The 22182-nt window shown below is 63.5% G+C and carries 27 protein-coding genes; 16 read left to right on the forward strand and 11 right to left on the reverse strand.

Features of this window, described 5'->3' with window-relative positions:
* Positions 1-54: 54 nt before the first annotated feature.
* Positions 55-522: a YbjN domain-containing protein gene (locus AB9K35_RS04700; RefSeq protein WP_222456190.1), complete on the forward strand. Its 468-nt coding sequence runs from the start codon at positions 55-57 to the stop codon at positions 520-522.
* A 182-nt stretch (positions 523-704) separates the two neighbouring features.
* Here the strand turns inward: AB9K35_RS04700 and AB9K35_RS04705 are convergent, their stop codons facing one another.
* The 4 genes from AB9K35_RS04705 to AB9K35_RS04720 all read right to left on the reverse strand — a co-directional run bounded on the left by AB9K35_RS04705 (position 705) and on the right by AB9K35_RS04720 (position 4891).
* Positions 705-1874, reverse strand: coding sequence for a lytic murein transglycosylase (locus AB9K35_RS04705; protein ID WP_369924726.1), 1170 nt, complete (start codon positions 1872-1874; stop codon positions 705-707).
* Between the two features lie 47 nt (positions 1875-1921).
* Positions 1922-2833, reverse strand: a complete 912-nt coding sequence (gene cbiB / locus AB9K35_RS04710; protein ID WP_369924727.1) for an adenosylcobinamide-phosphate synthase CbiB — start codon at positions 2831-2833, stop codon at positions 1922-1924.
* Positions 2830-3792 carry a threonine-phosphate decarboxylase CobD gene (cobD, locus tag AB9K35_RS04715; protein ID WP_369924728.1) on the reverse strand — a complete coding sequence of 321 codons (963 nt, stop codon included), beginning with the start codon at positions 3790-3792 and terminating at the stop codon, positions 2830-2832. The genes cbiB and cobD overlap by 4 nt, the downstream gene beginning before the upstream one ends.
* Before the next feature lie 124 nt (positions 3793-3916).
* Positions 3917-4891 (reverse strand): glutathione S-transferase family protein, encoded by a 975-nt coding sequence (locus AB9K35_RS04720; RefSeq protein WP_369924761.1) that lies wholly within the window; start codon positions 4889-4891, stop codon positions 3917-3919.
* A gap of 216 nt (positions 4892-5107) precedes the next feature.
* Here AB9K35_RS04720 and AB9K35_RS04725 point away from each other — a divergent pair, with 216 nt between their 5' ends.
* A complete protein-coding gene (locus AB9K35_RS04725) occupies positions 5108-5476 on the forward strand; it encodes a hypothetical protein (RefSeq protein ID WP_222456186.1) in 369 nt (122 codons plus the stop codon).
* A 24-nt stretch (positions 5477-5500) separates the two neighbouring features.
* Here AB9K35_RS04725 and AB9K35_RS04730 read toward each other — a convergent pair whose 3' ends face one another.
* Complete coding sequence (locus tag AB9K35_RS04730) at positions 5501-6019, reverse strand: murein L,D-transpeptidase family protein (protein ID WP_369924729.1); 519 nt, start codon at positions 6017-6019, stop codon at positions 5501-5503.
* A gap of 2 nt (positions 6020-6021) precedes the next feature.
* Entirely contained in the window at positions 6022-7194 is a 1173-nt protein-coding gene (locus AB9K35_RS04735) for a MalY/PatB family protein (RefSeq protein WP_369924730.1), read from the reverse strand.
* Positions 7195-7292: 98 nt separating this feature from the next.
* On the opposite strand from AB9K35_RS04735, the gene def (AB9K35_RS04740) reads away from it, so the two are divergent.
* The 5 genes from def (AB9K35_RS04740) to AB9K35_RS04760 all read left to right on the forward strand — a co-directional run bounded on the left by def (AB9K35_RS04740) (position 7293) and on the right by AB9K35_RS04760 (position 10679).
* Positions 7293-7811, forward strand: coding sequence for a peptide deformylase (gene def / locus AB9K35_RS04740; RefSeq protein WP_369924762.1), 519 nt, complete (start codon positions 7293-7295; stop codon positions 7809-7811).
* A gap of 14 nt (positions 7812-7825) precedes the next feature.
* The gene (gene def, locus AB9K35_RS04745; RefSeq protein ID WP_369924731.1) at positions 7826-8323 is read left to right on the forward strand and encodes a peptide deformylase; all 498 of its coding nucleotides are present in this window, start codon (positions 7826-7828) and stop codon (positions 8321-8323) included.
* Positions 8324-8426: 103 nt separating this feature from the next.
* Complete coding sequence (gene fmt / locus AB9K35_RS04750; protein ID WP_369924732.1) at positions 8427-9332, forward strand: methionyl-tRNA formyltransferase; 906 nt, start codon at positions 8427-8429, stop codon at positions 9330-9332.
* Positions 9333-9352: 20 nt separating this feature from the next.
* Positions 9353-9589: a GlsB/YeaQ/YmgE family stress response membrane protein gene (locus AB9K35_RS04755; protein ID WP_369924733.1), complete on the forward strand. Its 237-nt coding sequence runs from the start codon at positions 9353-9355 to the stop codon at positions 9587-9589.
* A 91-nt stretch (positions 9590-9680) separates the two neighbouring features.
* Positions 9681-10679: a glycosyltransferase family 2 protein gene (locus tag AB9K35_RS04760; RefSeq protein WP_369924734.1), complete on the forward strand. Its 999-nt coding sequence runs from the start codon at positions 9681-9683 to the stop codon at positions 10677-10679.
* Positions 10680-10710: 31 nt separating this feature from the next.
* Here the strand turns inward: AB9K35_RS04760 and AB9K35_RS04765 are convergent, their stop codons facing one another.
* Positions 10711-11334: a trimeric intracellular cation channel family protein gene (locus AB9K35_RS04765; RefSeq protein WP_369924735.1), complete on the reverse strand. Its 624-nt coding sequence runs from the start codon at positions 11332-11334 to the stop codon at positions 10711-10713.
* Complete coding sequence (gene rnhA / locus AB9K35_RS04770; RefSeq protein ID WP_369924736.1) at positions 11331-11795, reverse strand: ribonuclease HI; 465 nt, start codon at positions 11793-11795, stop codon at positions 11331-11333. Before rnhA ends, AB9K35_RS04765 begins: the two co-directional genes overlap by 4 nt.
* Here rnhA and AB9K35_RS04775 point away from each other — a divergent pair.
* A complete protein-coding gene (locus tag AB9K35_RS04775; RefSeq protein WP_369924737.1) occupies positions 11794-12018 on the forward strand; it encodes a hypothetical protein in 225 nt (74 codons plus the stop codon). The two genes, rnhA and AB9K35_RS04775, sit on opposite strands and share 2 nt — an antisense overlap.
* Positions 12019-12035: 17 nt before the next feature.
* Here AB9K35_RS04775 and ispH read toward each other — a convergent pair whose 3' ends face one another.
* Both ispH and AB9K35_RS04785 read right to left on the reverse strand, forming a co-directional pair.
* Positions 12036-12986 (reverse strand): 4-hydroxy-3-methylbut-2-enyl diphosphate reductase, encoded by a 951-nt coding sequence (gene ispH, locus AB9K35_RS04780; RefSeq protein ID WP_369924738.1) that lies wholly within the window; start codon positions 12984-12986, stop codon positions 12036-12038.
* 188 nt (positions 12987-13174) lie between these two features.
* On the reverse strand, positions 13175-13744 hold the full coding sequence (locus AB9K35_RS04785) for an NYN domain-containing protein (RefSeq protein ID WP_222456176.1): 570 nt from the start codon (positions 13742-13744) through the stop codon (positions 13175-13177).
* A gap of 132 nt (positions 13745-13876) precedes the next feature.
* Here AB9K35_RS04785 and folK point away from each other — a divergent pair, with 132 nt between their 5' ends.
* The 8 genes from folK to rnc all read left to right on the forward strand — a co-directional run bounded on the left by folK (position 13877) and on the right by rnc (position 20639).
* Positions 13877-14446, forward strand: coding sequence for a 2-amino-4-hydroxy-6-hydroxymethyldihydropteridine diphosphokinase (folK, locus tag AB9K35_RS04790; RefSeq protein ID WP_369924739.1), 570 nt, complete (start codon positions 13877-13879; stop codon positions 14444-14446).
* Positions 14447-14538: 92 nt separating this feature from the next.
* A complete protein-coding gene (gene rpoZ, locus AB9K35_RS04795) occupies positions 14539-14892 on the forward strand; it encodes a DNA-directed RNA polymerase subunit omega (RefSeq protein ID WP_222456174.1) in 354 nt (117 codons plus the stop codon).
* A 36-nt stretch (positions 14893-14928) separates the two neighbouring features.
* The gene (locus AB9K35_RS04800) at positions 14929-17058 is read left to right on the forward strand and encodes a bifunctional (p)ppGpp synthetase/guanosine-3',5'-bis(diphosphate) 3'-pyrophosphohydrolase (RefSeq protein ID WP_222456173.1); all 2130 of its coding nucleotides are present in this window, start codon (positions 14929-14931) and stop codon (positions 17056-17058) included.
* 46 nt (positions 17059-17104) lie between these two features.
* Positions 17105-17746, forward strand: coding sequence for a DUF2062 domain-containing protein (locus AB9K35_RS04805; RefSeq protein ID WP_369924740.1), 642 nt, complete (start codon positions 17105-17107; stop codon positions 17744-17746).
* A 104-nt stretch (positions 17747-17850) separates the two neighbouring features.
* Positions 17851-18597 (forward strand): pyridoxine 5'-phosphate synthase, encoded by a 747-nt coding sequence (locus AB9K35_RS04810; protein WP_369924741.1) that lies wholly within the window; start codon positions 17851-17853, stop codon positions 18595-18597.
* Positions 18598-18642: 45 nt separating this feature from the next.
* On the forward strand, positions 18643-19071 hold the full coding sequence (gene acpS / locus AB9K35_RS04815) for a holo-ACP synthase (RefSeq protein ID WP_369924742.1): 429 nt from the start codon (positions 18643-18645) through the stop codon (positions 19069-19071).
* 57 nt (positions 19072-19128) lie between these two features.
* The gene (gene lepB / locus AB9K35_RS04820; protein WP_222456169.1) at positions 19129-19965 is read left to right on the forward strand and encodes a signal peptidase I; all 837 of its coding nucleotides are present in this window, start codon (positions 19129-19131) and stop codon (positions 19963-19965) included.
* Positions 19962-20639: a ribonuclease III gene (rnc, locus tag AB9K35_RS04825; RefSeq protein ID WP_222456168.1), complete on the forward strand. Its 678-nt coding sequence runs from the start codon at positions 19962-19964 to the stop codon at positions 20637-20639. The genes lepB and rnc overlap by 4 nt, the downstream gene beginning before the upstream one ends.
* 6 nt (positions 20640-20645) lie before the next feature.
* Here the strand turns inward: rnc and AB9K35_RS04830 are convergent, their stop codons facing one another.
* Positions 20646-22028 carry a multicopper oxidase family protein gene (locus tag AB9K35_RS04830; RefSeq protein ID WP_369924743.1) on the reverse strand — a complete coding sequence of 461 codons (1383 nt, stop codon included), beginning with the start codon at positions 22026-22028 and terminating at the stop codon, positions 20646-20648.
* Positions 22029-22182: the final 154 nt, after the last annotated feature.

Below are 22182 nucleotides of genomic sequence, written 5' to 3' on the forward strand. Positions count from 1 at the left end.
GGCGGCCATTGCGAGGTCTGTATTTTATCACGCAAGAATTTGTTGGAGTTGGAAATGAATATGCTCAAATCGATTGCCGCCGGTGTGGTGCTGATGATGCCCGTGGCCGCGGCCGCCGAGAATATCGTCGCAAAGACCGGCGAGAGTGTTGCCGCGTTCTTCCGGGATGAGGGCGCCACCGTCGAGGTCACCACCGACAGCGTCGGGGATCCGAACCTGAAGGTTGAATACTACGGCAACGATTTTTCGGTCTACTATTACGGTTGCGACAACAACATCAATTGTGATGCTGTTCAGTTTTTCTCGGGCTATCAGACCGACGGCAGCGTCCGGCTCGCCAAGATCAACCAGTGGAACAGCGAAAACCGCTTTGTTCGCGGTTATGTCTCGGAAGAAGGGGCGGCGCGTATCGAAATGGATGTGCTGCTCGCGGAAGACGGTATGAGCCCGGACGACTTTGCGCTGGCGGTCAGCATCTGGACGCGTGCCATGCAGGATTTCGAGGAATTCATCGGCTGGTAAGCCCGAGCACCCGCCGTGCCGCTGCGCGCCTCGTCTCCAGAGGGTGACGGATGCCGCGGCGTTGGCAAAGAACCCGAAGGAGGCATGATCAGGATCATGCCTCCTTTTTCATGTCGTTTCGTCGGCTGAGGCGGATCACCGAATGCGGTGACGGGGTTTGCAACCGGTGAAGAGAAAAGACCTCAGAGCCGTTGCAGCAAATCGGCTGTCGGCCAGGCGTCGGCGGGCAGGCCCAGGCGCTGCTGTTCCTTTTGCACGGCGGCGCGTGTTCGCGCGCCCAGGATGCCATCCACGGCGCCAACGTCATGACCCCGTGCCTGCAGCTTTTCCTGCAGCTGCTTCATCTGTGCGTCATTCAGACCTTCGTCGGGCTGCCCTGCATGATAAATCGCCGCGCCCTCGAGACGGTTGGCAAAATAGGCGGCGGTCAGCACGTAGGTGAAACTCTGGTTCCATTCGAAATAGACGTCGAAATTCGGATAGGCGAGGAAGGCCGGACCCTTGTGTCCCTGCGGCAGCAGCAACGAGGCGGGCAGGTCCGGATCGGCGAGCGCGCCTTGCCGGGCGGTAACGCCCAGAGCGCGCCATTCGGCCACGCTGCGCTTGCGGCCCGTGCCGCTGTCTGACAGGTCCAGATCCGCGGGGATCGTCACCTCTTGCAGCCAGGGCTGGTTCGGCTGCCAGCCCAGATGCGACAACATCCGTGCCCCGGACATCAGCGCGTCGGCGGGCGATGTCTTCAGGCTGACCTTGCCATCCCCATCGGCATCGACGCCGTGTTCGAGAATGTCGCTCGGCAGCATCTGGACCATACCGATCTCGCCCGCCCAGGCACCGGTGGTTCGCTTGGGGTCAAAGTCCCCCTTCTGGTACAGTTCCAGTGCGGCAAAGACCTGGGGACGGAACAATTCGGGACGGCGGCAGTCATGGGCCAGGGTGACCAACGCATCGCGGGTGTTGAAGTCGCCCTGGTAGCCACCATAGTCGGTCTCAAAAGCCCAGAACGCCAGCAGCACGCCACGATTGATACCGTAGGTGCGTTCGATGCGCTGGAAGGTGCTGTCATGGGCCTGCGACATCTGCAGCCCGCGCCGGAGGCGGTCCTGCGAGATCAGTCGCCGAGAAAATTCGATGAAGGGCTTCTGAAACACCCCTTGGGCCCGGTCGGCCCGCAACACACGTTCGTCCTGCCGGGTGCCTGCAAAGAAAGCGTTCACCGTGCTGGTGTCATACCCGGCTTGGACAGCCTCGTCTTTTAATTGGGACACGAACTGTTGAAAACCGCCGCCGCATTGCGCGGCTGCCAGAGAGGGCAAGAGGCAGGCCGCCAGGGCTAGAGGCAGTAGGCGCATGGTTTCGACGCTCCTTGTTCTTCTTCGCGTGAACCCGGTCTTGTTTGCTAGAAAACCAGCGCAAAGGCAACCGTCAGCCCCAGTGCCAGGGCCCAGCTGTACCACAACAGGTGGACCGAACGGGTGATGGTTTCAGCGCTGGCGCTGCGGGCGCCGGCCGCGTGAACCCAGGGAAAGTCGCGCATTTCCCCGTCATATGACCGCGGCCCGGCCAAGGCGCAGTTCAGGGCCCGCGCCATCGCCGCCTCGGGCCAGCCGGCATTGGGGGAGCGGTGCTGCCGGGCGTCGGCTGCGATCGCGCGCCACTGCCGCAATTGGCCGCCAGCGAGGGCGATCAGCAGCGCGGTGATGCGCGCGGGCAGCAAGTTCAGCAGATCATCGAGCCGCGCCGCCGCCCAGCCGAAGTCGCGATAACGCAGGTTGCGATAGCCGACCATGCTGTCTGCAGTGTTGACCATCTTGTAGATGATCAGCCCCGGCAAACCCGCCAGCAGGAACCAGAATGCGGGCGCGATCACCCCATCCGAGAGATTCTCGGCACCGCTTTCGATGGCAGAGCGCGCCACTTGCGGTGCGGTCATCGTGCCGGTGTCGCGGCTGACGATCATCGCCACGGCCCGACGCCCATCGGCGAGGCTGCTGCGCAGCCCCTGCGCTACCGCATTCACATGCGCACAGAGTGAGCGTTGCGCGATCAGGATGGCGGCGATCAGACACTCCACCACTGGCCCGAACAGCGACAACACTGCACCGCTCGCCAGACCGCAGAGTACCAACGCCGAAACGGCGAGCACGCCCTTGGCACGGCGGTTTGACCCTTGGTTGAGCTTTCGGTCCAGGTGGCCGACCAGTTTGCCCATCAGAACGGCGGGGTGCGGCAGGCGTTTCCATAGCCAGTCTGGCTCGCCGAAGATGGCGTCGAGCAGCAGCGCGCCGGCAAGGATGGCGGCGCTATTCACAGCGCGGCTGCCAGCCGGTCCCATCCCTCTTCGGGGGGCAGGCCAAGGCGCAAGTAGGTGTCGGAATAGGGAAAGATCCGGCTCCAGATGTGCGCTCGGGCCAGTCGCCGCTGCCAGGCAGCCGCATCATCCACCTGATACAGGCGGAACAGGTCGGTGCCTCCGGCCAAGACGGCGCCACGGTCCGTCGCCAGCCTGTCCAGCCGCGCCGCATCCCGGGCAAGCCTTTGGCGGGTGGCCTCTGCCCAGGCCGTATCGCGAAGGGCCGCCGCGCCGGTGCGCAAGGCTGGACCGGACACCGCCCAGGGGCCCTGCCACGTCGACAGGCGCGCGATCAGGGCAGGGTCGCCAATGGCAAAGCCCAGGCGCAATCCCGCCAGCCCCCAGAATTTGCCAAAGCTTTTCAGGACAATGGTGCCCGGGCGCGCGGCCAGGTGGATCAGGCTGTGCTCAGGGCAGATGTCGCAGAAACTCTCATCGATGATGGTCAGGGGGGCGGTCAGCGCTTCGGCTTGCCACAGACGGCCATCTGGGTTGTTTGGATGCACCACCACGCGCGCCTCTGTGGGACCACTCGGGCGGACCTCCCAACCGTGTGCCTCGAATGCCGCGGCATGTTCGTTGTAGGTGGGGGTGGTGATCTCGACCCAGCGAGGGTCAGCCACGGCGGGTAGGGTGGCGATCAGGGCCGACGCGCCCGGAGCCGCCAGAACCGCGGCACCGTCGGGAACCTGCCAGAAACTGCGCGCGGCGCTATCCAGATCCGCCAGCGCATCCGCATCAGGTAGCGCGGCCCAGTCGGCAGCCGAGAAGGAAGGCAAAGGGTAGGGGACTGGGTTGATCCCCGTCGACAGGTCGATCCACTCCTCGCGGCTGCCGCCGAACTCGGCGATGGCCGCGCTGAGGTTGCCACCGTGGTCGCGCTGGAGCGCAGGCTGGTCTGTTGGGATCTGGGACATCGCGACCGTTTTTCTGAGATGCGAATCTGCGTGCGTTTGTCCCGGTATGAAACACGACCCGCCGGAAAGCAACGCTGTCCCTCCCCCCCCTGCCGGTGCCGACCGGCCTGTCGCAGCGCTCGACTCAGCCGCGGCGGTGCGGTTCGGTCCAGTCGATGTCCGGGCCGACGGGCACAATACGATGCGGATTGATCGTATCGTGGCTGTAATAGTAGTGGCGGGTGATATGCGGCATGTTCACCGTCTGCGCAACGCCCGGCCATTGATACAGTTCGCGGGTATAGGCCCAGAGGTTGGGATAGTCCTTCAGCATCCGGCGATTGCATTTGAAATGCCCGTGATAGACGGGGTCGAACCGCAGCAAGGTCGTGAACAGGCGCCAATCGGCCTCGGTCAGCTGGTCGCCCAGCAGATAGCGGTGTTGCGACAACAGATCCTCGAGCCAGTCCAGACTGTCGAACAGCGGCCCGACTGCGGCGTCATAGGCCTCTTGCGATGTTGCAAACCCGCATTTGTAGACACCATTGTTGATGGTAGAGTAGATACGGCTGTTTACCGCCTCGATCGGCTCGCGCAGGGCTTCCGGCCAGAAGTCTTCCTGGTTGCCGGTGATGCCGTCGAAGGCGGAGTTGAACATGCGGATGATTTCTGCGCTTTCGTTCGACACGATGGTGTTGCGGGCCTTGTCCCACAGCACAGGAACCGTCACGCGGCCGGAATATTGCGGGTCGGCACGGGTATAGATCTGGTGCAGATGCGTGAAACCAAAAAGGTCGTCTCCGGTGGCACCGTGATCGTCCGTTGCAAAGGTCCAGCCTTCGCCGAGCATGTCGGGATGCACCGCGGATACGGAAATGTGCTCCTCCAGGCCCTTCAGCTTGCGGAAAATCAGCGTGCGATGCGCCCACGGGCAGGCGAAGGAGACATAGAGGTGATAGCGCCCGCTTTCGGCAGCAAAGCCGCTGTCGCCGGAGGGACCGGCACTGCCATCAGCGGTGATCCAGTTGCGGAATTGCGATTCGCTGCGTTTGAACGCGCCGCCCGTGGATTTCGTGTCATACCACTGGTCGTGCCATTCGCCGTCGATCAAAAGCCCCATGTCGCGCTCCTTCATTCCTGTACCCCTGCAACATAGGGGCGCACGTGCAGGCTGAATATCCTGTGCCGCGCACGCGCGCTCTGCATCACCGCACAGCGGCAACAACTCGGGGGTGGCGTCAAATTTCCACAAATGTTCACTTGATTTTATTTCTTTGAGACGCACCGTTGCAAAGAGGGATGTGAAGATCCGCCCGCAAATGGAAGGTTGCCAGAGATGAACACCTATGTACCCAAGGCCGTGCAGGAAGCACTGGACTCCGCCCGCCTGCGCGGTTTGCGCAAGAAAAGCCGCCTGCGGGTCATGGCGGGTGAGGATCTAGTCCCGGTGCTGCGGCTGTGGAAGACCGGCTTCTCGGTGGATGCCGAAACCGCGCCCCAGCTGCGCGGACTGGTCGACATCTACGAGGGCGCGCGCCACCTGTCGCAGTGCCTGATCATCGCTGGCGAAGAGGAGGGCGGCGAGATGCGCTATGAGTTCAAGCGTTCAACGCCCGCATCCGACACTGCGCCTCTCGATTTCTACAAGTCACCCGATGCGCCTGCGGGGCTGATCCCGCTGGACCAGTCGCTGGGCAAGATCTGATCCGCAGCGTGTCGGCGGGGGCGTTCAGGGGCGGATTTCCACTTCGGTTCCGATCGCCGCCAGCCGCCACAGTATCTCCATCTGCTCGTTGCTGACCGCGATGCAGCCCGCCGTCCAGTCGCCGGGCAGGGTGATCAGGCTGCCCACTGCGTTTGGCTGTCCATGGATGAAGATGTCGCCGCCGGGGCTGACACCGGCGGCGCGGGCGCGGGCACGGTCCTCAGCCCTGGGATAATCTATGCCAAGTGACAGGTGATAGGCGCTGGCCGGGTTGCGCCGGTCGATGCGGAAAATGCCCTCGGGCGTTTTACCGTCGCCTTCGTGCTGTTTGTCGCCGATGGGCTGAAAGCCAAGCGCGATGGGGAACTCCAGCACGGTTTCGCCGCCGCGGCTGGCGGTCAGCCGACGGGCGGATTTTTCGATCAGGATGCGATCGATCTCCTCAACCGCCGCCACCGGCGGCGGCAGCGGGCGCGGCGCCAGCGCCTGCCAGGCGACCCAGGCCAGGGTCGCCAGAAGCGCCAGCGCCAGCAGCCGCTGCATGGCTACTGCAGATCCGAGAAGGCCTGCGCCAGACGCTGGCAGGCGTCCTCCACCCGGGCGCGCTGGGTGCCGAGGTTGAAGCGCAGGAAGTTTTCGCCGCCGGTGCCGAAGGTGGTGCCGTGGTTGACCGCGATCCGGGCCTGCTGCTCGACCCGGTTGGTGAATTCCGCCCGCGACATCCCGGTGCCGGAAAAATCGACCCAGGCGAGATAGGTCGCCTGCAACGGCATGGATCGCAGCCCGGGAATGGCGGCGATGGCTTCGTCGAACACCCGGCGGTTGCCCTCGAGATAGGCCAGCAGCCCGTCGACCCATTCGGCGCCCTCGGGGGAATAGGCGGCGGCGGTTGTGAACTGGCCGATGGAGTTGGGCGCCAGTGACAGCGCCTGCATGCGCTTGGCGAAACGGCCGCGCAGCTCCGGGTCGGGGATGATGACCTGCCCGGTGTGAAGCCCGGCGATGTTGAAGGTCTTGGACGGGGCCGTCAGCATCAGCAGCCGGTCGGTGATGTCCGGCACCGCCACCTGCATCGGCACATGGGTATGGCCGGAGTACACCAGATCATGGTGGATTTCGTCCGACAGCAGCAGCAGGTCGTGGCGCTTGGCAAAATCGGCCACCGCCTGCAGCTCCTCGCGGGTCCAGACCCGGCCGCCCGGATTGTGCGGTGAGCACAGGATCACCATCTTTTCCTTGCCGGTCATCTGCGCGTCATAGGCGTCAAAATCCATCTCGTAGAGGCCGTCGTTGTTGACCAGCGGGCATTCCACCAGCTCGCGCCCGGCGGCGCGGATCACCTTGGCAAAGGCATGATAGACCGGGCTGAACACCACGATGCCGTCCCCCGGCTGGGTGAAGGTGTCAAGGCACATGCCGACGCCGTTGACCAGCCCGGTGGTGGTAAAGATCGCATCTGCCTCGACCGCCCAGTCGTGGCGTGTGCGCATCCACCAGCGGATTGCGTCCTTGTAGGGGGTATCTGCGTTCACATAGCCAAAGATGCCGTGGTCCACCATCTCCTGAACCTTGGCAAGCACCGGCGGCGGCGCGCGGAAGTCGGTGTCGGCGACCCACATGGCTAGCCCGTCGCTGGCGGGCACGCCATAGACCGGCTCCATCATGTCCCATTTCGAGCAATGGGTGCCGTGGCGGTCGATGAGGTCATCAAAGCTCATGTGAAAATACTCCCGTTTCTTTTGCAGCGAGGCTAGCGGCTATCGCGCTGCGCGCAAGGGGCGTTGCGATGCTGCAGGCGATCGCTTACATGAAGCTCATGAAACGACCGATCCTGATCCACCCCGATCCCCGCCTGAAAAAGGTCTGCGTGCCTGTGCCCGATCTCAGCGACGATCTGCGCGCGCTGGCGGATGACATGCTGGAAACCATGTACGCCGCGCCCGGCATCGGGCTGGCGGCGCCGCAAATTGGCATCCTGCAACGGCTGATCGTGCTGGATTGCGTCAAGGAAGAGGATGGCGACCCGCGTCCCCTGGTGATGTTCAACCCCCAGATCCTGTCGTCGTCGGATGAAACCAACGTCTACGAGGAAGGCTGCCTGTCGATCCCGGACCAGTATGCCGAGGTGACCCGTCCCAAGGTGGTCGAGGTCGAATGGATGGACCGCGACGGCAATGCGCAGCGCGAGACCTTTGACGGGCTCTGGGCCACCTGCGTGCAGCATGAGATCGACCACCTGAACGGCAAGCTGTTCATCGATTATCTGAAGCCGCTGAAGCGCCAGATGATCACCCGCAAGATGCAGAAGCTGAAGCGCGAACGCGCCCGCGCCTGAAGGATGAGCCACAGATGACCGTTCGCACCTGCCTGCCCTGGCCTGACAAGCGCCTGCGCACCCGCGCCGAGGAGGTGAAAGAGATCACCGACGAGATCCGCGCCATCTGGGACGACATGATCGACACGATGGAGGCCATGCCCGGCGTCGGTCTGGCGGCGCCGCAGATCGGCGTGATGCTGCGGCTGGCGGTGGTCGACGGCTCCTCCGAGCGCGGCCGCGCGGTGCGGCTGGCCAACCCGGAAGTGCTGCATGCTTCGGTCGAGCTGCGCGAGCATGAAGAAGCCAGCCCCAACCTGCCGGGCGTGTCGGCCAAGATCAAACGGCCCCGCGCGGTCACCGTGCAGTTCCTGAACGCTCAAGGCGAGATCGAGCAGCGCGATTTTGTCGGCATCGAGGCCACCTCGGTGCAGCACCAGATCGATCATCTGAACGGCAAGCTGTATTTCGACCGGCTGAGCAAGGTGAAGCGCGACATGCTGATCCGCAAGGCAAAGAAACTGAACGGCTGATATTCTGAGCCGCCCGGCAGCCCGGGCCGCGCCGACCCGCCCCCTGGGGCGGCGCAGCTCTTTGTGCTCAACAGCGGGACATTGACGGAAGCAGGAGCACGATATGCGCATTATCTTCATGGGAACACCCGAGTTTTCGGTACCGGTGCTGGATGCGCTGGTGGGTGCAGGACATGATATAGCCGCCGTTTACTGCCAGCCGCCGCGTCCGGCGGGTCGCGGCAAGAAGGACCGGCCTACGCCCGTGCACGCCCGCGCTGCCGAGCTGGGGCTGGAGGTGCGCCATCCGGTGTCGCTCAAGGGCGCGCAGGAGCAGGCCGACTTCGCAGCGCTGCAGGCCGATGTGGCAGTCGTGGTGGCCTATGGTCTGATCCTGCCGCAGGCAGTGCTGGATGCGCCTGCAAAGGGTTGTCTGAACATCCATGCAAGCCTGCTGCCGCGCTGGCGCGGGGCCGCGCCGATCCACCGGGCGATCATGGCAGGCGACGCGGAAACCGGCATCTGCATCATGCAGATGGAGGCGGGGCTGGACACCGGCCCGGTGCTGCTGCGCGAGACCACGGCAATCAAGGGCCAGGAAACCACCGCCCAGCTGCACGACCGGCTGTCGCAGATGGGCGCTGCTCTGATTGTTGAGGCGCTGGAGCGCCTGCCCGAGCTGACACCTGAGATGCAGCCCGAGGTCGGCGTCACCTACGCTGCCAAGATCGACAAGGGCGAGGCGCAGATCGACTGGTCCCGTCCGGCGGCGGAGGTCGACCGAAAGATCCGCGGACTGTCGCCCTTTCCCGGTGCCTGGTGCGAGATTGGCGGCCAGCGGGTGAAACTGCTGGCATCACGTCTGGCGCAGGGGCAGGGCACCCCGGGTGAGGTACTGGATGATGCGTTGACCGTGGCCTGCGGCGAGGGCGCGGTGCAGCTGCTGCGCTTGCAACGGGCAGGCAAAAGCGCGCAGGATCCAGATGTGTTTCTGCGCGGCTTTCCCGTTCCAAAGGGGAGCCGCCTCTAGGGTCGACCGCGAGAGGGGCAATGCCGATACTTGGTCTGTTGATTATCGGGGCGTTGGTCGGCTTTGCGGCCCACCGCATGATGTATCTGCAAACAAGCACGGTGACGGCGATCTGCCTTGGCATGGTTGGCGCGGTGCTGGGGGGACTGCTTCTCCGGCTGGTCCTTGCGGTGCTCGGTGTGCTGGCGGGTGTTTTCGGGGCTTTCCTCGGCGCGTTGGCCGTTATCTGGCTGTGGCAGCGATATCAGATGAGGTAGCTTGTCCTCCACCTGCGGCGGCCTCCGCCCGGGCGGCGGCGCTTCAGGCGGTTGCGCAGGCAGGGAAAAGGGAAGGACGGGAACGTTGGAGATGCCAGCAGGCCTTCGCCAGACAGATGCGCCGAAAGTGGTGGTCGTGACCACGATGAAGGACGAGGGCGCCTATATCCTGGATTGGATCAGTCACTACAAGGCGCTTGGGGTCGAGGATTTCCTGGTTTTCACCAATGACTGCTCGGACCCGACCGATCACATCTTGCGCTGTCTGCACCGCCTGGAAGTGGTCGATCACCGCTTCAACCGGGTGATGCGCCGGGGGCCGCACAAGAGCGCGCTGATGTGGGCGGAGTATGAACCGAAAGTTGCAGCCGCCGACTGGGTGCTGGTCATCGATGTGGACGAGTATCTGCAGATCAACAACGGTGCCGACAGTCTGCCGGAGCTGCTGGCCGCACGGCAAGCTGCCGGAGCCGACGCCGTGTCATTTGTCTGGCGGGTATTCGGGAACGCCGGTGTGCAAGAGGCCAATCACGGCCCGGTGCCGCAGGCGTTTGTCCGCGCTGAACCGGCCCACGGCGGTGCCGAGGACTATCGGGCGTTCAAGACCGCGTTTCGCAACAATGGCAAATTTGAGCGCATGGGAGTGCACCGCCCGTTTCTCGCCGTCCCTGCGGGGCAGGTGAATTGGCAACTGGCCGATGGCGCCCGCCTGACAGAGGAAGGCGTTGCGGAGGGACTCTATGCCGGTGGCGAATACGGCTATGGGGCCGCCCAGCTCAACCACTATGCACTCCGTTCCCGCGAGGGATTTTTGCTCAAGAGGGCGCGCGGTCGCGCCAATCATGTCTCGGCAACGATCGAGCACGACTACTGGCACAGGTTTGATCGTAACGAAGTGGAAGATCGTCGTTTGGCCGACGGTTTCGCTCCGGCCCTGGCCATCAAGGCGGAGCTGCTACGGGATGCGAAGTTGCGCGAGTATCACGATGCGGCACAGGTCTGGCATCGCCGCCGAGGGCGCAAGGCGCGGCTCAGCGCTGAGGGGCAAGCCTTTCTTCAGCGGTTGGAGACGGGGCAGAACTCCGATTGAGCCGACCGCTGTTTGGGGGCGTTTGTCGATGTCAGCTGCGCGGGGGGCGGCTTTTGTAGACGGGCAAGTGCCAGCCGAACAGGATTGATCCCGCCCGCAGGCTCCAGCAGACGGCGGCGCAGATCAGTAGCGCGTGGCGCAGCTCCAGCCCCAGCCAGATCCCCAGAACCGCCGAGGACGCCCCGGCCATGGCGCAGGTGATGTATAGTTCGCCCTGTTTCAGGACCAGGGGAACCTCGTTGCAGACCACATCGCGCATCAGCCCGCCAAGAGATCCGGTGGCCATGCCCATCAGCACCACGATCACCGGCTCCTTGCCGAGCGCAATCGCGGCCCCGGTGCCGGCGGGAACGGCGACGGCCAGAGCGAAACTGTCCAGCCAGATCACCCAGCGCATGCGGCTTTCCACCAGATGCGCGGTGAAAAACACCGCCACCGCCGCCGCCGTTGCCAGCAGGATGTAGTTGGGATCGCCTACCCAGAAGACCGGATCGCGATTGAGGAGCAAATCGCGCACGGTGCCACCACCCACCGCAGTGAGGCAGGCCACGAAGGCAAAGCCAACGATATCCAGCTGTGCCCGGCTGGCCACCAGGGCGCCGGTCAGAGCAAAAACCAGCACCGAGGCGTAATCCAGCAGGGTCAGAAAGCTCATGCGGGCTTCTTTTTCTTGAACGGAGCCATGCCGGCGCGGGCCAGCTCATCGGCGCGTTCGTTTTCGGGGTGGCCAGCGTGGCCCTTCACCCATTCCCATGTCACCTTGTGGCGGCGCTGGGCCTCATCGAGTCGCTGCCACAGCTCGACGTTCTTCACCGGCTTCTTGGCCGAGGTCTTCCAGCCGTTTCTCTTCCAGCCGTGGATCCAGCCCGTGACACCGTTTTTCACATAGGCGGAGTCCGTCACCACCGTGATCGTGGACGGCCGTGCAAGGCTTTCCAGCGCGTTGATGGCTGCCAGCAGTTCCATTCTGTTGTTGGTGGTCTCCGGCTCGCCGCCGCTGAGTTCCTTTTCCTTGACGATCGTGTCACCATCCATGGCGCGCAGCAGCACGCCCCAGCCGCCGGGGCCGGGATTGCCGGAGCAGGCGCCATCGGTGTAGGCAAAGAGCTCAGCCATGGGCGGTCACCACGATCTGCAAGGTGGCAGTGCTGGCAAAGACTGCGCCTGTAAAGCGGCAAGGGCTACCCTGCTGAAATCCTGCCTGTTCGATCAATTGCACCAGTCTTACCTCGAATTCTTTGGTCTCATTGCGCGCCGGAGGGCGGGCTTAACTTTGGGTGCCGAGCGGGGCAAGTGCAAATCCGCCCGGCGAATTCTGCGTGAAGCGGCGCTGCCATGATTTGCCCGCCTTGCGGTTCAGGCGGGCATCCGCAGCACGCGTGGCACCTTGAACTCGACAGTTTCCACCGCGGTTTCGACCACTTCGACCGTCACATCGTAACGGGCACGGAAGGCGTCGATGACCTCGTTCACCAGCAGTTCCGGTGCCGAGGCGCCAGCGGTGATGGCGATGGAGCGGATCCCGTCCAGAGCGCGCCAGTCAATGTTTTCGGCGCGCTGCACCAGTTGGGCGTAGGCGCAGCCGTTCTTGGCGCCGACCTCGACCAGGCGGCGCGAGTTGGAGGAGTTCGGCGCGCCCACCACCAGCAGCGCATCGGATTTCGGCGCCACCGATTTCACCGCTTGCTGACGGTTGGTGGTGGCATAGCAGATGTCTTCCTTGTGCGGGCCGATGATATTCGGAAACCGGGCTTCCAGCGCGGCAACGATATCCTTGGTGTCATCGACCGACAGGGTCGTTTGGGTGACATAGGCCAGCTGATCGGGATCGCGTACCTCAACGGTGGCCACGTCCTCGACCGTTTCGACCAGAAGCACCTCACCTTCGGGCAGCTGGCCCATGGTACCGATGGTTTCTGGGTGGCCCTTGTGGCCGATCATGATCATCTGCAGGCCCGCCTCAGCATGGCGCTGGGCTTCGATATGAACCTTGGAGACCAGCGGGCAGGTGGCGTCCACATAGACCATCTTGCGCGCTTCGGCCGCGGCCGGCACCGATTTTGGCACCCCATGAGCGGAAAAGATCACCGGGCGGTCATCGGGGCATTCGTCCAGTTCCTCGACAAAGATGGCGCCTTTGTCGCGCAAGGAATCCACCACGTATTTGTTGTGCACGATCTCGTGGCGCACGTAGACGGGCGCGCCCCATTTCTCGATCGCCATTTCGACAATCTTGATGGCACGGTCGACACCGGCGCAGAAACCGCGCGGCGCAGCGAGGTAAAGGGTCAGGGGTGGCTTGGTCATGGGCGTCTCCTTGCCGCCCAGAGGTAAGCGCTTCCGCGGGCAAGGTCCAGTGGTCGACCGACGACCGGTCGCGGAAAGGAAGGGGGCGACGATCTGGCGTCGCTCCCGATCGTGATCCCATAACAAATGCCCCCGCGTCGCCGCCTCCCCATCTGGCGGCGAAACAGGGCGTTTTGCGTGTCGGGCAATCAGCCGTGGACTGCGCTGGCCGGGCGAGGCTCGCTTTGTTCCCGCGGCGGGCGGCCGATCACGTCGCGCAGTTCTTCCAGCTCGATGAAATTGTCGGCTTGGCGGCGCAGGTCGTCAGAGATCATCGGCGGTTGGCTGCGGATCGTCGAGACCACGGAAACCCGCACGCCCTGCCGCTGCAGGCTCGCGATCAACGGGCGGAAGTCCCCGTCGCCGGAGAACAGCACGATGTGATCCACCCGCGGAGCCAGCTCCATCGCGTCAACGGTGAGCTCAATGTCCATGTTGCCCTTGACCTTGCGCCGTCCGAGGCTGTCGGTGTATTCCTTGGCCGGCTTGGTGACCATGGTAAAACCGTTGTAGTGCAGCCAATCCACCAGCGGGCGGATCGGGGAATACTCGTCGTTTTCGAGCAAGGCGGTGTAATAAAAGGCCCGCAGCAGTTTTCCGCGGCGCATGAATTCCTGCCGCAACAGCTTATAGTCGATATCGAATCCGAGCGCCTTGGCCGCGGCGTACAGATTCGAACCGTCTATGAACAGCGCAAGCCGTTCGTCCTTGTAAAACATAAAAAATTCCTTCCAGTGTGACCGTTTCGGGCGCGTGTGAGTGGGTGAGTGAAATTGCCGAAACAGGTAGACTTAATGTAAGTTATTTGTCATGTCCCGCAAGTATAGGGGCATTCTGAAATAGGGTCAAAAGTGGCGGAGAATCGTAACAAATCGCTCCTTGCTTTGGGCGGCAATCTGCCGAACGACGGAGAGGCACCGCAGATCACCCTGTCACGGGCGGTCAGCATGTTGAACGGCGAGGGTATTCGGGTGCGGAGTGTCTCCCGTTTCTTCCGCACGCCGTGCTTTCCCGCCGGGGCTGGTCCCGATTATGTGAACGCGGCGCTTGTCGTCGAAAGTTCCATGGACCCTGAGGCGTTGTTGCAGAGATTGCACGAGGTCGAGGCGCAGTTTGCCCGTGTGCGCGAGCAGCGCTGGGGGATGCGCACGCTGGATCTTGATCTGATTGACTGCGGCGGCGTGGTGCTGCCGGACGCGGACGGATTCGCCCGCTGGCAAGGGTTGCCCCTGGAGCAGCAGATGCAGGAGGCGCCGGGGCAGTTGATCCTGCCGCATCCGCGCATTCAGGATCGTGCCTTCGTGCTGGTGCCTCTCGCGGATATCGCGCCGCAGTGGTGCCACCCGGTGCTGGGCAAGACCGTGATGCAGTTGCTGGCGGAGCTGCCCCAGCATGCGTTGGCCGAAGTGCAACCGCTCTAGCAACCCACTGCGGCGTTTTCCGCCCTTGTCAAGAGAAAGCTTTGGGCGTAAATGTCTGCCCTCTGGACCCGGATTGAGATGGAGAGTCGCTGATGGCCCGCGTGACGGTTGAAGATTGCGTCGACAAGGTACCCAACCGCTTTGAGCTGGTGATGCTGGCAGCGCATCGCGCTCGCGAGATTTCGGCAGGTGCCCCAATCACCGTTGAACGCGACAACGACAAGAACCCGGTCGTGTCCCTGCGCGAGATCGCGGAAGAGACCCAGAGTGCAGACGAACTGCGCGAGCGCCTGATCGAGAGCAACCAGACCCAGATCGAGGTCGATGAGCCGGAAGATGATTCCATGGCGCTGCTGATGGGTGCCGACAATGACAAACCCGCCGACGATGACATGTCGGAAGAGAAACTGCTGCGTGCGCTGATGGAGGCCCAGGGCCAGGGCTGAAGCACGCGCTCGCATACTTGAGGCTGCGGACCAGACATGATTTCTTCCGACGACCTGCTTGAACTGGTCCGCAACTATAACCCGAAGACCAATGTGGATCGGATCGCCGAAGCCTACAAGTTCGGCGAGGAGATGCATGCCGGGCAGTACCGCCACTCGGGCGAGCCCTATTTCACGCATCCCGTCGCGGTCGCCGCGATCCTGACCGAGCAGCGGTTGGATGATGCCACCATCATCACCGCGCTTCTGCACGACACCATCGAGGACACCAAGGCTTCCTACGAGGAGGTCGCGCGCCGTTTCGGTGACGAGGTGGCGATGCTGGTCGATGGCGTCACCAAGCTGACCAACCTGCAACTCAGCAGCCGTGAAACCAAGCAGGCGGAGAACTTCCGCAAGCTGTTCATGGCAATGTCCAAGGATCTGCGGGTGATCCTGGTCAAGCTCGCCGACCGCCTGCACAACATGCGCACCATCAAGGCGATGCGGCCCGAGAAGCAGGCCCAGAAGGCGCGCGAAACGATGGATATCTACGCGCCGCTCGCGGGCCGGATGGGCATGCAGTGGATGCGCGAGGAACTGGAAGATCTGGCGTTCCGGGTGCTGAATCCCGAAGGCCGCCAGTCGATCATCCGCCGCTTCGTCACCCTGCAGCGCGAAACCGGCGATGTGATTCACCGGATCACCGGCGACATGCGGCTGGAGCTGGAGAAGGCCGGGATCGAGGCCGAGGTGTTTGGCCGCGCCAAGAAACCCTATTCGATCTGGCGCAAGATGCAGGCCAAGGATCAGGGGTTTTCCCGGCTGTCGGATATTTACGGCTTCCGGGTGATTACCACCTCCGAGGAAGATGCCTATCGCGCGCTGGGGGCCATCCACCAGCGCTGGCGGGCCGTGCCGGGGCGCTTCAAGGACTATATCAGCCAGCCCAAGTCGAACGGCTACCGCTCTATCCATACGACGGTGTCGGGCCGCGATGGCAAGCGGGTCGAGGTGCAGATCCGCACCCGCCAGATGCACGACGTGGCGGAGACGGGTGTTGCGGCGCATTGGTCCTACCGCGACGGCGTGCGCTCGGAGAACCCCTTTGCTGTCGATCCGGCCAAATGGATCGCCTCGCTGACCGAACAGTTCGACGCCGAGGATGACCACGACGAATTCCTCGAGGCGGTTAAGCTCGAGATGTATTCCGACCAGGTGTTCTGCTTTACGCCCAAGGGGGACGTGATCAAGCTGCCCAAGGGGGCGACGCCGATCGACTTCGCCTATGCGATCCACACGCGCATCGGCCATGCCTGTGTCGGTGCCAAGGTGGACGGCATCCGGGTGCCGCTGTGGACCCGGCTGCGCAACGGCCAGTCGGTCGACGTGATCACCGCCGAAGGTCAGATGCCGCAGGCCAGCTGGTTGGAAATCGCCACCACCGGCAAGGCCCGCACCGCCATCCGCAGGGCCCTGCGCGAGGCTGACAGAGCGCGCTTCGTGAAACTGGGCCATGAGCTGGCACGGTCGGCCTTTGAACATGTCGGCAAGAAAGCCACCGACAAGGCGCTGGAGACCGCGGCCCGCGCGCTGCGTGTCGGCAGTGTCGACGAATTGCTGGCCCGCCTGGGGGCAGCCGTCATCACGGCCCATGATGTGGTGCAGTCGGTGTACCCCGAGCTGACCACCGGCGACGGCGACGAGATCTCGCCGCGCCGCGCGGTGATCGGGCTGGAGCCGGGACAGAGCTTCGAGCGCGCCACCTGTTGCCAGCCTTTGCCGGGCGAACGCATCATCGGCATCACCTACCGTGGCCGTGGCGTGGTGGTGCATGCTGCTGACTGCGACCGGCTGAGCGAATTTGAAGACCAGCCCGAGCGCTGGATGGACGTGCATTGGCACAGCGGTACGCACCCTGCCGTCTACGGGGTGACGCTGGAGCTGACCATCGGCAATGACGCGGGCGTGCTGGGGCGCATTTGCACATTGATCGGCGAGAAAAAGGCCAATATCTCGGATCTGGAATTTGTTGACAGGAAACCAGACTTTTACCGGCTTATGGTCAATGTGGAACTGCGGGATGTGGAACAGTTGCACTCGCTGATGCTGACGCTCGAGGCGGAAAGCGATGTTGCCGCGGTGGCGCGGTTCCGGGACAAGCCGGAAGAGCGCCAGATCCCGTGACCAGCCGCTGACCCTCTGAGCCGGAAACCGGGAAGGACGCGCAACTTTGGTATTCAGGCGCCGGGACAGACGTTCGCCCCTGCGGGCGCTGGCGGATTTTCTCTGGCCGCGCGGCGGCTGGGGCCGGGCGTTCCTGTATGTCAAACACAGGGTGCGGCGTCTGCCCGATTCCCCCGAGCGCATCGCCCGCGGTATCTGGGCGGGTGTCTTTACCACGTTCACCCCCTTTTACGGCATACACTTCGTGATCGCGGCGCTGATCGCGCGGATGTGCAACGGCAACATCCTTGCAGCGCTCAGCGGCACGTTTTTCGGCAATCCGCTGACCTATGTGCCGATCGGGGTCGCCTCGCTTCAGACCGGCCATTGGTTGCTGGGGACCGAGTTCGATGAAGACGTCGACAAGTCTCTGGTGGGCAAATTCCTCGCGGCTGGCGGTGACTTGAAGGACAACCTTTTTGCGCTGTTCATGGACCAGCCCGCCGACTGGAAGGGGCTGCATCTCTTCTACAACGAGGTGTTTTATCCCTACATGATCGGCGGCATCATCCCCGGCATCATTTGCGCCACGGTCTGCTACTATCTCAGCCTGCCGGTGATCCGGGTCTACCAGCAGCGCCGCAGAGCCAAGATCAAGGCCAAGTTCGACGCCATCAAGCAGCGCGCGGAGTTGCCCGCCAAGCGCTGAAGCGCGCGCCGGATTGTACCATTATCGCCTGCGCCCTTGCTCTTGCCGGTGGGGCGTCTAGTCTCTGCGCAAATGTTGTGACTTAGACGGATGAGAGATTTCTCATGACACAGAACCAATTGCGCCTGGGCGTGAACATCGACCATGTCGCCACCGTGCGTAACGCCCGTGGTGGCGCCTATCCGGATCCGATCCGCGCGGCGAAACTGGCCGAAGAGGCGGGCGCCGACGGGATCACCGCGCACCTGCGCGAAGACCGCCGCCACATCACGGATGCTGACATCGATGGGCTGATGGAGGCGCTGAGCGTTCCTCTGAATTTCGAGATGGCGGCCACCGACGAGATGCAGAAGATCGCGCTGCGACATAAGCCGCATGCGGTCTGCATCGTGCCCGAAAAGCGCGAGGAGCGGACCACAGAGGGCGGTCTGGAAGTGGCGCGCGAGGAAAACCGCCTGGCCCATTTCATTGCGCCCCTGCGGGATGCGGGTTGCCGTGTGTCGATCTTCATCGCCGCGGACAAGAAGCAGATCGAGGCGGCCCACCGTATCGGTGCCGAGGTGATCGAGCTGCACACGGGCGCCTATTGCGACTATCACGCCGAAGGCAACTTCGAGGCGCGCGACCGCGAGCTGGAGGCCCTGCGCGACATGTCCGCCTATGCCCATTCCCTGGGGCTGGAGGTCCATGCGGGACATGGCCTCACCTATGGCACCGTCGCCCCGATTGCCGCCTTTCCCGAGGTACGCGAGTTGAACATTGGTCACTTCCTGATCGGCGAGGCGATTTTCCGCGGGCTCACCCCGGCGGTGCAGGAGATGCGCCGCCTGATGGATGACGCGCGGGCCTGACATGGCCGGGGTGCGCCGTGACGTGATGGCCGACTGGAGGCACGGATGATTCTGGGCGTCGGAACTGATCTTGCCAACATCGAGCGGATCCAGCGTACGCTGGACCGCTTCGGGGATCGCTTCCGCAACCGTGTGTTCACCGAGGTCGAGCAGCGCAAGGCCGAGCGTCGACGCGATGTGGCGGGCACCTATGCCAAGCGTTGGGCCGCCAAGGAAGCTTGCTCCAAGGCGCTGGGAACCGGCCTGCGCATGGGCATCTCGTGGAAGGACATGGCGGTGTCGAACCTGAGCACTGGCCAGCCTGTCATGCATGTGACCGGCTGGGCCGCCGAACGCCTGCGCGAGATGACGCCCCCGGGTCACGAGGCGGTGATTCATGTCACCCTGACCGACGATCATCCCTGGGCGCAGGCCTTCGTGGTGATCGAAGCCCGCCCACTGGCCGAAAGCGCCGATTCTCCCGGCAGAACTTGACTTGCCTCCGCCGGGGGATCATGTAGCCCCGGACCCTGTATCAACCCGGAGAGCCTGATGACGGCAAAGACAAAGGCCAGCAGTTCGATTATCGAGACGGTGAAAACCGTCGTCTACGCGCTGCTGATCGCCGGTATTTTCCGCACCCTGTTTTTCCAACCTTTCTGGATCCCCTCCGGGTCGATGAAGGAAACCCTGCTGATCGGGGACTTCCTCTTCGTCAACAAGATGGCCTACGGGTATTCCTACGCTTCATGCCCCAGCGTGCGTATTCCCGCGGTCGGGCTGAACATCGACGCCAAGGATATCTGCGGCTTCCTGGACGGCGACAACACGCGACTGCTGGGCGATCAGCCTGAGCGCGGCGACGTGGTGGTGTTTCGCCATCCGGTGAACGGCAACGATTTCATCAAGCGATTGGTCGGCCTGCCCGGAGACAAGATCCAGATGAAAAATGGCGTGCTGTTCATCAACGGTTCGGCCGTTCAGCTGGAAGACGCGGGCGAGTTCGAGGAGGTGATGGAGCGCCAGGGGCCGCAAGGCTCCTTGCCGCGGTGTGAAAACGCGCCCGTGGGGCAGGGCGCCATCTGCAAGAAATCGCGCCAGATCGAAACCCTGCCGGGGGGCAGCAAACACGTCGTGCTGAACATCACCAACCAGGGGATGGACCACACTGGTGTCTACCAAGTGCCTGAAGGTCATTACTTCTTCATGGGGGACAACCGCGACAACTCTTCGGACAGCCGCCTGCCGCAATCCGCGGGCGGGGTCGGTTTCGTCCCGTTTGAAAACCTGATCGGCCGGGCAGACCGGATCATGTTCTCCTCGGCCGGGCGTTCCATGCTGTTCTTCTGGACCTGGCGCAGCGATCGTTTCTTCAAGGGGATCCAGTGAAACTCTCAAAGGACCTGCGCGCGTTCGAGGAGCGGATCGGCTACCGCTTCAAACGGCCTGAGCTTCTGCAGCGCGCCGTAACCCATGCGTCTGTCTCCTCGTCCACCCGCAAGGACAACCAGCGACTGGAGTTTCTGGGCGACCGGGTGCTGGGGCTGGTGATGGCAACTGCGCTTCTGGAGCATGACAAGACCGCAACTGAAGGTCAGCTGGCGCCGCGTTTCAATGCGCTTGTGCGCAAGGAGGCCTGCGCCGATGTTGCCCGCGAAATCGACCTCGGCGCAGTGTTGAAGCTGGGCCGGTCGGAAATGATGTCCGGCGGAAGGCGCAAGCAGGCGCTGCTGGGAGACGCAATGGAGGCGGTGATCGCCGCCGTCTACAAGGATGCCGGGTTCGACGCGGCGGCCGAGCTGATCCTGCGCCTGTGGGGCAAGCGGATCCATCAAGTCGACACGGATGCGCGGGATGCCAAGACATCCCTTCAGGAATGGGCGCAGGCACGCGGTCAGAAGCCTCCGGCCTATGTCGAGGTGGCGCGCAGCGGGCCGGATCATGCTCCGGTCTTTACCATTGCGGCGCGGTTGCAGGACGGCAACGAGGCCCAGGCCACCGCAGGGTCCAAGCGTCAGGCTGAACAGGCGGCGGCCAAGGCACTGTTGGGCAAGCTCGACTAATCTGGTTCAGGTGACCCGCAGGAAACCGGCGAGACCCGTTTTCTGATGCTCGATCACGTGACAGTGAAAAGCCCAGTCTCCGGGGTTGTCGGCGACCAGCGCGATTTCGACAACCTCGTCCTTCAGCAGAAGTATCGTGTCTGTCATCAACGGCGGCAGCTGCCGCCGGTTCGACCGGATCGGCACGAAGGCCAGCCCGTGCAGGTGGATGGGATGCAGATTGGGCGACTCGTTGCGAAGCCGCAGGATATAGCTCTTGCCTCGCTCCAAAGTCGCAAGCGGGCCTGTATCGCGGGCTGCATCTCCGGCCCAGGGGGTGCGATTGATCGACCAGAAACTGTAGCCCAGAGAGCCGCAATAGCCGTCATCCGGCGCGCGGCCTTCTGGCGTCCAGCCAAAGACGAAGTCATGAACCTCCGCCTTGGCCAGATCCGGACGTGATACAGGATTGGCGGGCAGCGGCTTCAGATCGCGCAGATCTCGTGCCAGATCACGCCCGACCGCGCGCAACTGGGTCATCACCCGCCCCGGCTGGCCGGGCAGGTCGGCCAGCAGCTCTATCGTCTGGCCTTCATGCGCGGGCATCTTCACGGCCAGGTCAACGCGTTGCCCCGGGCCAAGCAGCAGCGGCGCCTGGGCTGAGGGTAGGGCGACCGGCACCTCTACCGGGTGCCCATCCCAGGCCATGATTCGTGCGGTGTCGGTGCTGAGGTAAAGCCTGTAGATCCGTGTGGTATCGCTGTTGACCAGCCTCAACCGGACCAGCCCGCCTGTTGGCTGGTCGTAAACGGGGGCCTGCCGCCAGTTGGCGGTGATCACATTGCCAAAGGTGCCACTCCGGGCCGCGCCCCGGGCCGTGGAGTAGGGGAGAAAGGCGTCGTTTTCATCCAGCCGGAAATCCCGCAAGTTCACCACCTGGTCGGCATCGAAGCCCGGGTCCTCGGCTTCGGCTATCACCATGACACCGGTCAGCCCGTGTGCCATCTGCGCCATGGTCATGCAATGCGGGTGGTACCAATAAGTCCCGGCGTCGGGTGGTGTGAATTCATAGTCGAAGCTTTCGCCCCCCGCGATTGGCATCTGGGTCAGGTAGGGCACCCCATCCATCGCATTCGGAATTCGCAAACCGTGCCAGTGCATTGCGGTGTAGTCTTCCGTGCCGTTGATGACCCGCAGTTGCATGGGTTCACCCTGGCGGCCCAGCAGCACGGGCGGCGGTGCATCCGGTGACAGGCTCACCATATCCATGGTGCGCCGGGTGCGCAGCTTGAAACTGGCTGGCTGAATGGTCAGTTCACGCTTTTGCGAAGGGGCCGCATTGATCCAAGTCGCGGCGCCTGCCAGTCCGGCGCTGGCGGCACTGCCCAGTAGAAATTCACGGCGATTCATCGGGGGACCTCTTGGGGCTTGGGACAGGATGGGCGACCTGGCCGGTTGGCTGGCGTTGCTTGGCGCTGCCCTTGTGCCGGTGGGTCTGCCACAGGTCTTTGACATGGGGCAAGTTTGTGTGATTGTAGGCAGCACCCCGTGGGGGAAAACACCT

It is taken from the genome of Leisingera sp. XS_AS12 (genome assembly GCF_041224635.1).
GTDB lineage: Bacteria > Pseudomonadota > Alphaproteobacteria > Rhodobacterales > Rhodobacteraceae > Leisingera.

Coding starts and splice junctions, on each gene's coding strand:
- AB9K35_RS04760 (WP_369924734.1), top strand. CDS start 9,681: ATGCCAGCAGGCCTTCGCCAGACAGATGCGCCGAAAGTGGTGGTCGTG.
- cobD (WP_369924728.1), bottom strand. CDS start 3,792: ATGTCCCAGATCCCAACAGACCAGCCTGCGCTCCAGCGCGACCACGGT.
- acpS (WP_369924742.1), top strand. CDS start 18,643: ATGATTCTGGGCGTCGGAACTGATCTTGCCAACATCGAGCGGATCCAG.
- AB9K35_RS04755 (WP_369924733.1), top strand. CDS start 9,353: ATGCCGATACTTGGTCTGTTGATTATCGGGGCGTTGGTCGGCTTTGCG.
- AB9K35_RS04700 (WP_222456190.1), top strand. CDS start 55: ATGAATATGCTCAAATCGATTGCCGCCGGTGTGGTGCTGATGATGCCC.
- AB9K35_RS04725 (WP_222456186.1), top strand. CDS start 5,108: ATGAACACCTATGTACCCAAGGCCGTGCAGGAAGCACTGGACTCCGCC.
- def (WP_369924731.1), top strand. CDS start 7,826: ATGACCGTTCGCACCTGCCTGCCCTGGCCTGACAAGCGCCTGCGCACC.
- AB9K35_RS04730 (WP_369924729.1), bottom strand. CDS start 6,019: ATGCAGCGGCTGCTGGCGCTGGCGCTTCTGGCGACCCTGGCCTGGGTC.
- AB9K35_RS04785 (WP_222456176.1), bottom strand. CDS start 13,744: ATGTTTTACAAGGACGAACGGCTTGCGCTGTTCATAGACGGTTCGAAT.
- AB9K35_RS04775 (WP_369924737.1), top strand. CDS start 11,794: ATGGGCGGTCACCACGATCTGCAAGGTGGCAGTGCTGGCAAAGACTGC.
- AB9K35_RS04765 (WP_369924735.1), bottom strand. CDS start 11,334: ATGAGCTTTCTGACCCTGCTGGATTACGCCTCGGTGCTGGTTTTTGCT.
- AB9K35_RS04810 (WP_369924741.1), top strand. CDS start 17,851: ATGACACAGAACCAATTGCGCCTGGGCGTGAACATCGACCATGTCGCC.
- AB9K35_RS04830 (WP_369924743.1), bottom strand. CDS start 22,028: ATGAATCGCCGTGAATTTCTACTGGGCAGTGCCGCCAGCGCCGGACTG.
- def (WP_369924762.1), top strand. CDS start 7,293: ATGAAACGACCGATCCTGATCCACCCCGATCCCCGCCTGAAAAAGGTC.
- lepB (WP_222456169.1), top strand. CDS start 19,129: ATGACGGCAAAGACAAAGGCCAGCAGTTCGATTATCGAGACGGTGAAA.
- ispH (WP_369924738.1), bottom strand. CDS start 12,986: ATGACCAAGCCACCCCTGACCCTTTACCTCGCTGCGCCGCGCGGTTTC.
- AB9K35_RS04720 (WP_369924761.1), bottom strand. CDS start 4,891: ATGGGGCTTTTGATCGACGGCGAATGGCACGACCAGTGGTATGACACG.
- AB9K35_RS04800 (WP_222456173.1), top strand. CDS start 14,929: ATGATTTCTTCCGACGACCTGCTTGAACTGGTCCGCAACTATAACCCG.
- rnhA (WP_369924736.1), bottom strand. CDS start 11,795: ATGGCTGAGCTCTTTGCCTACACCGATGGCGCCTGCTCCGGCAATCCC.
- AB9K35_RS04705 (WP_369924726.1), bottom strand. CDS start 1,874: ATGCGCCTACTGCCTCTAGCCCTGGCGGCCTGCCTCTTGCCCTCTCTG.
- AB9K35_RS04735 (WP_369924730.1), bottom strand. CDS start 7,194: ATGAGCTTTGATGACCTCATCGACCGCCACGGCACCCATTGCTCGAAA.
- rpoZ (WP_222456174.1), top strand. CDS start 14,539: ATGGCCCGCGTGACGGTTGAAGATTGCGTCGACAAGGTACCCAACCGC.
- fmt (WP_369924732.1), top strand. CDS start 8,427: ATGCGCATTATCTTCATGGGAACACCCGAGTTTTCGGTACCGGTGCTG.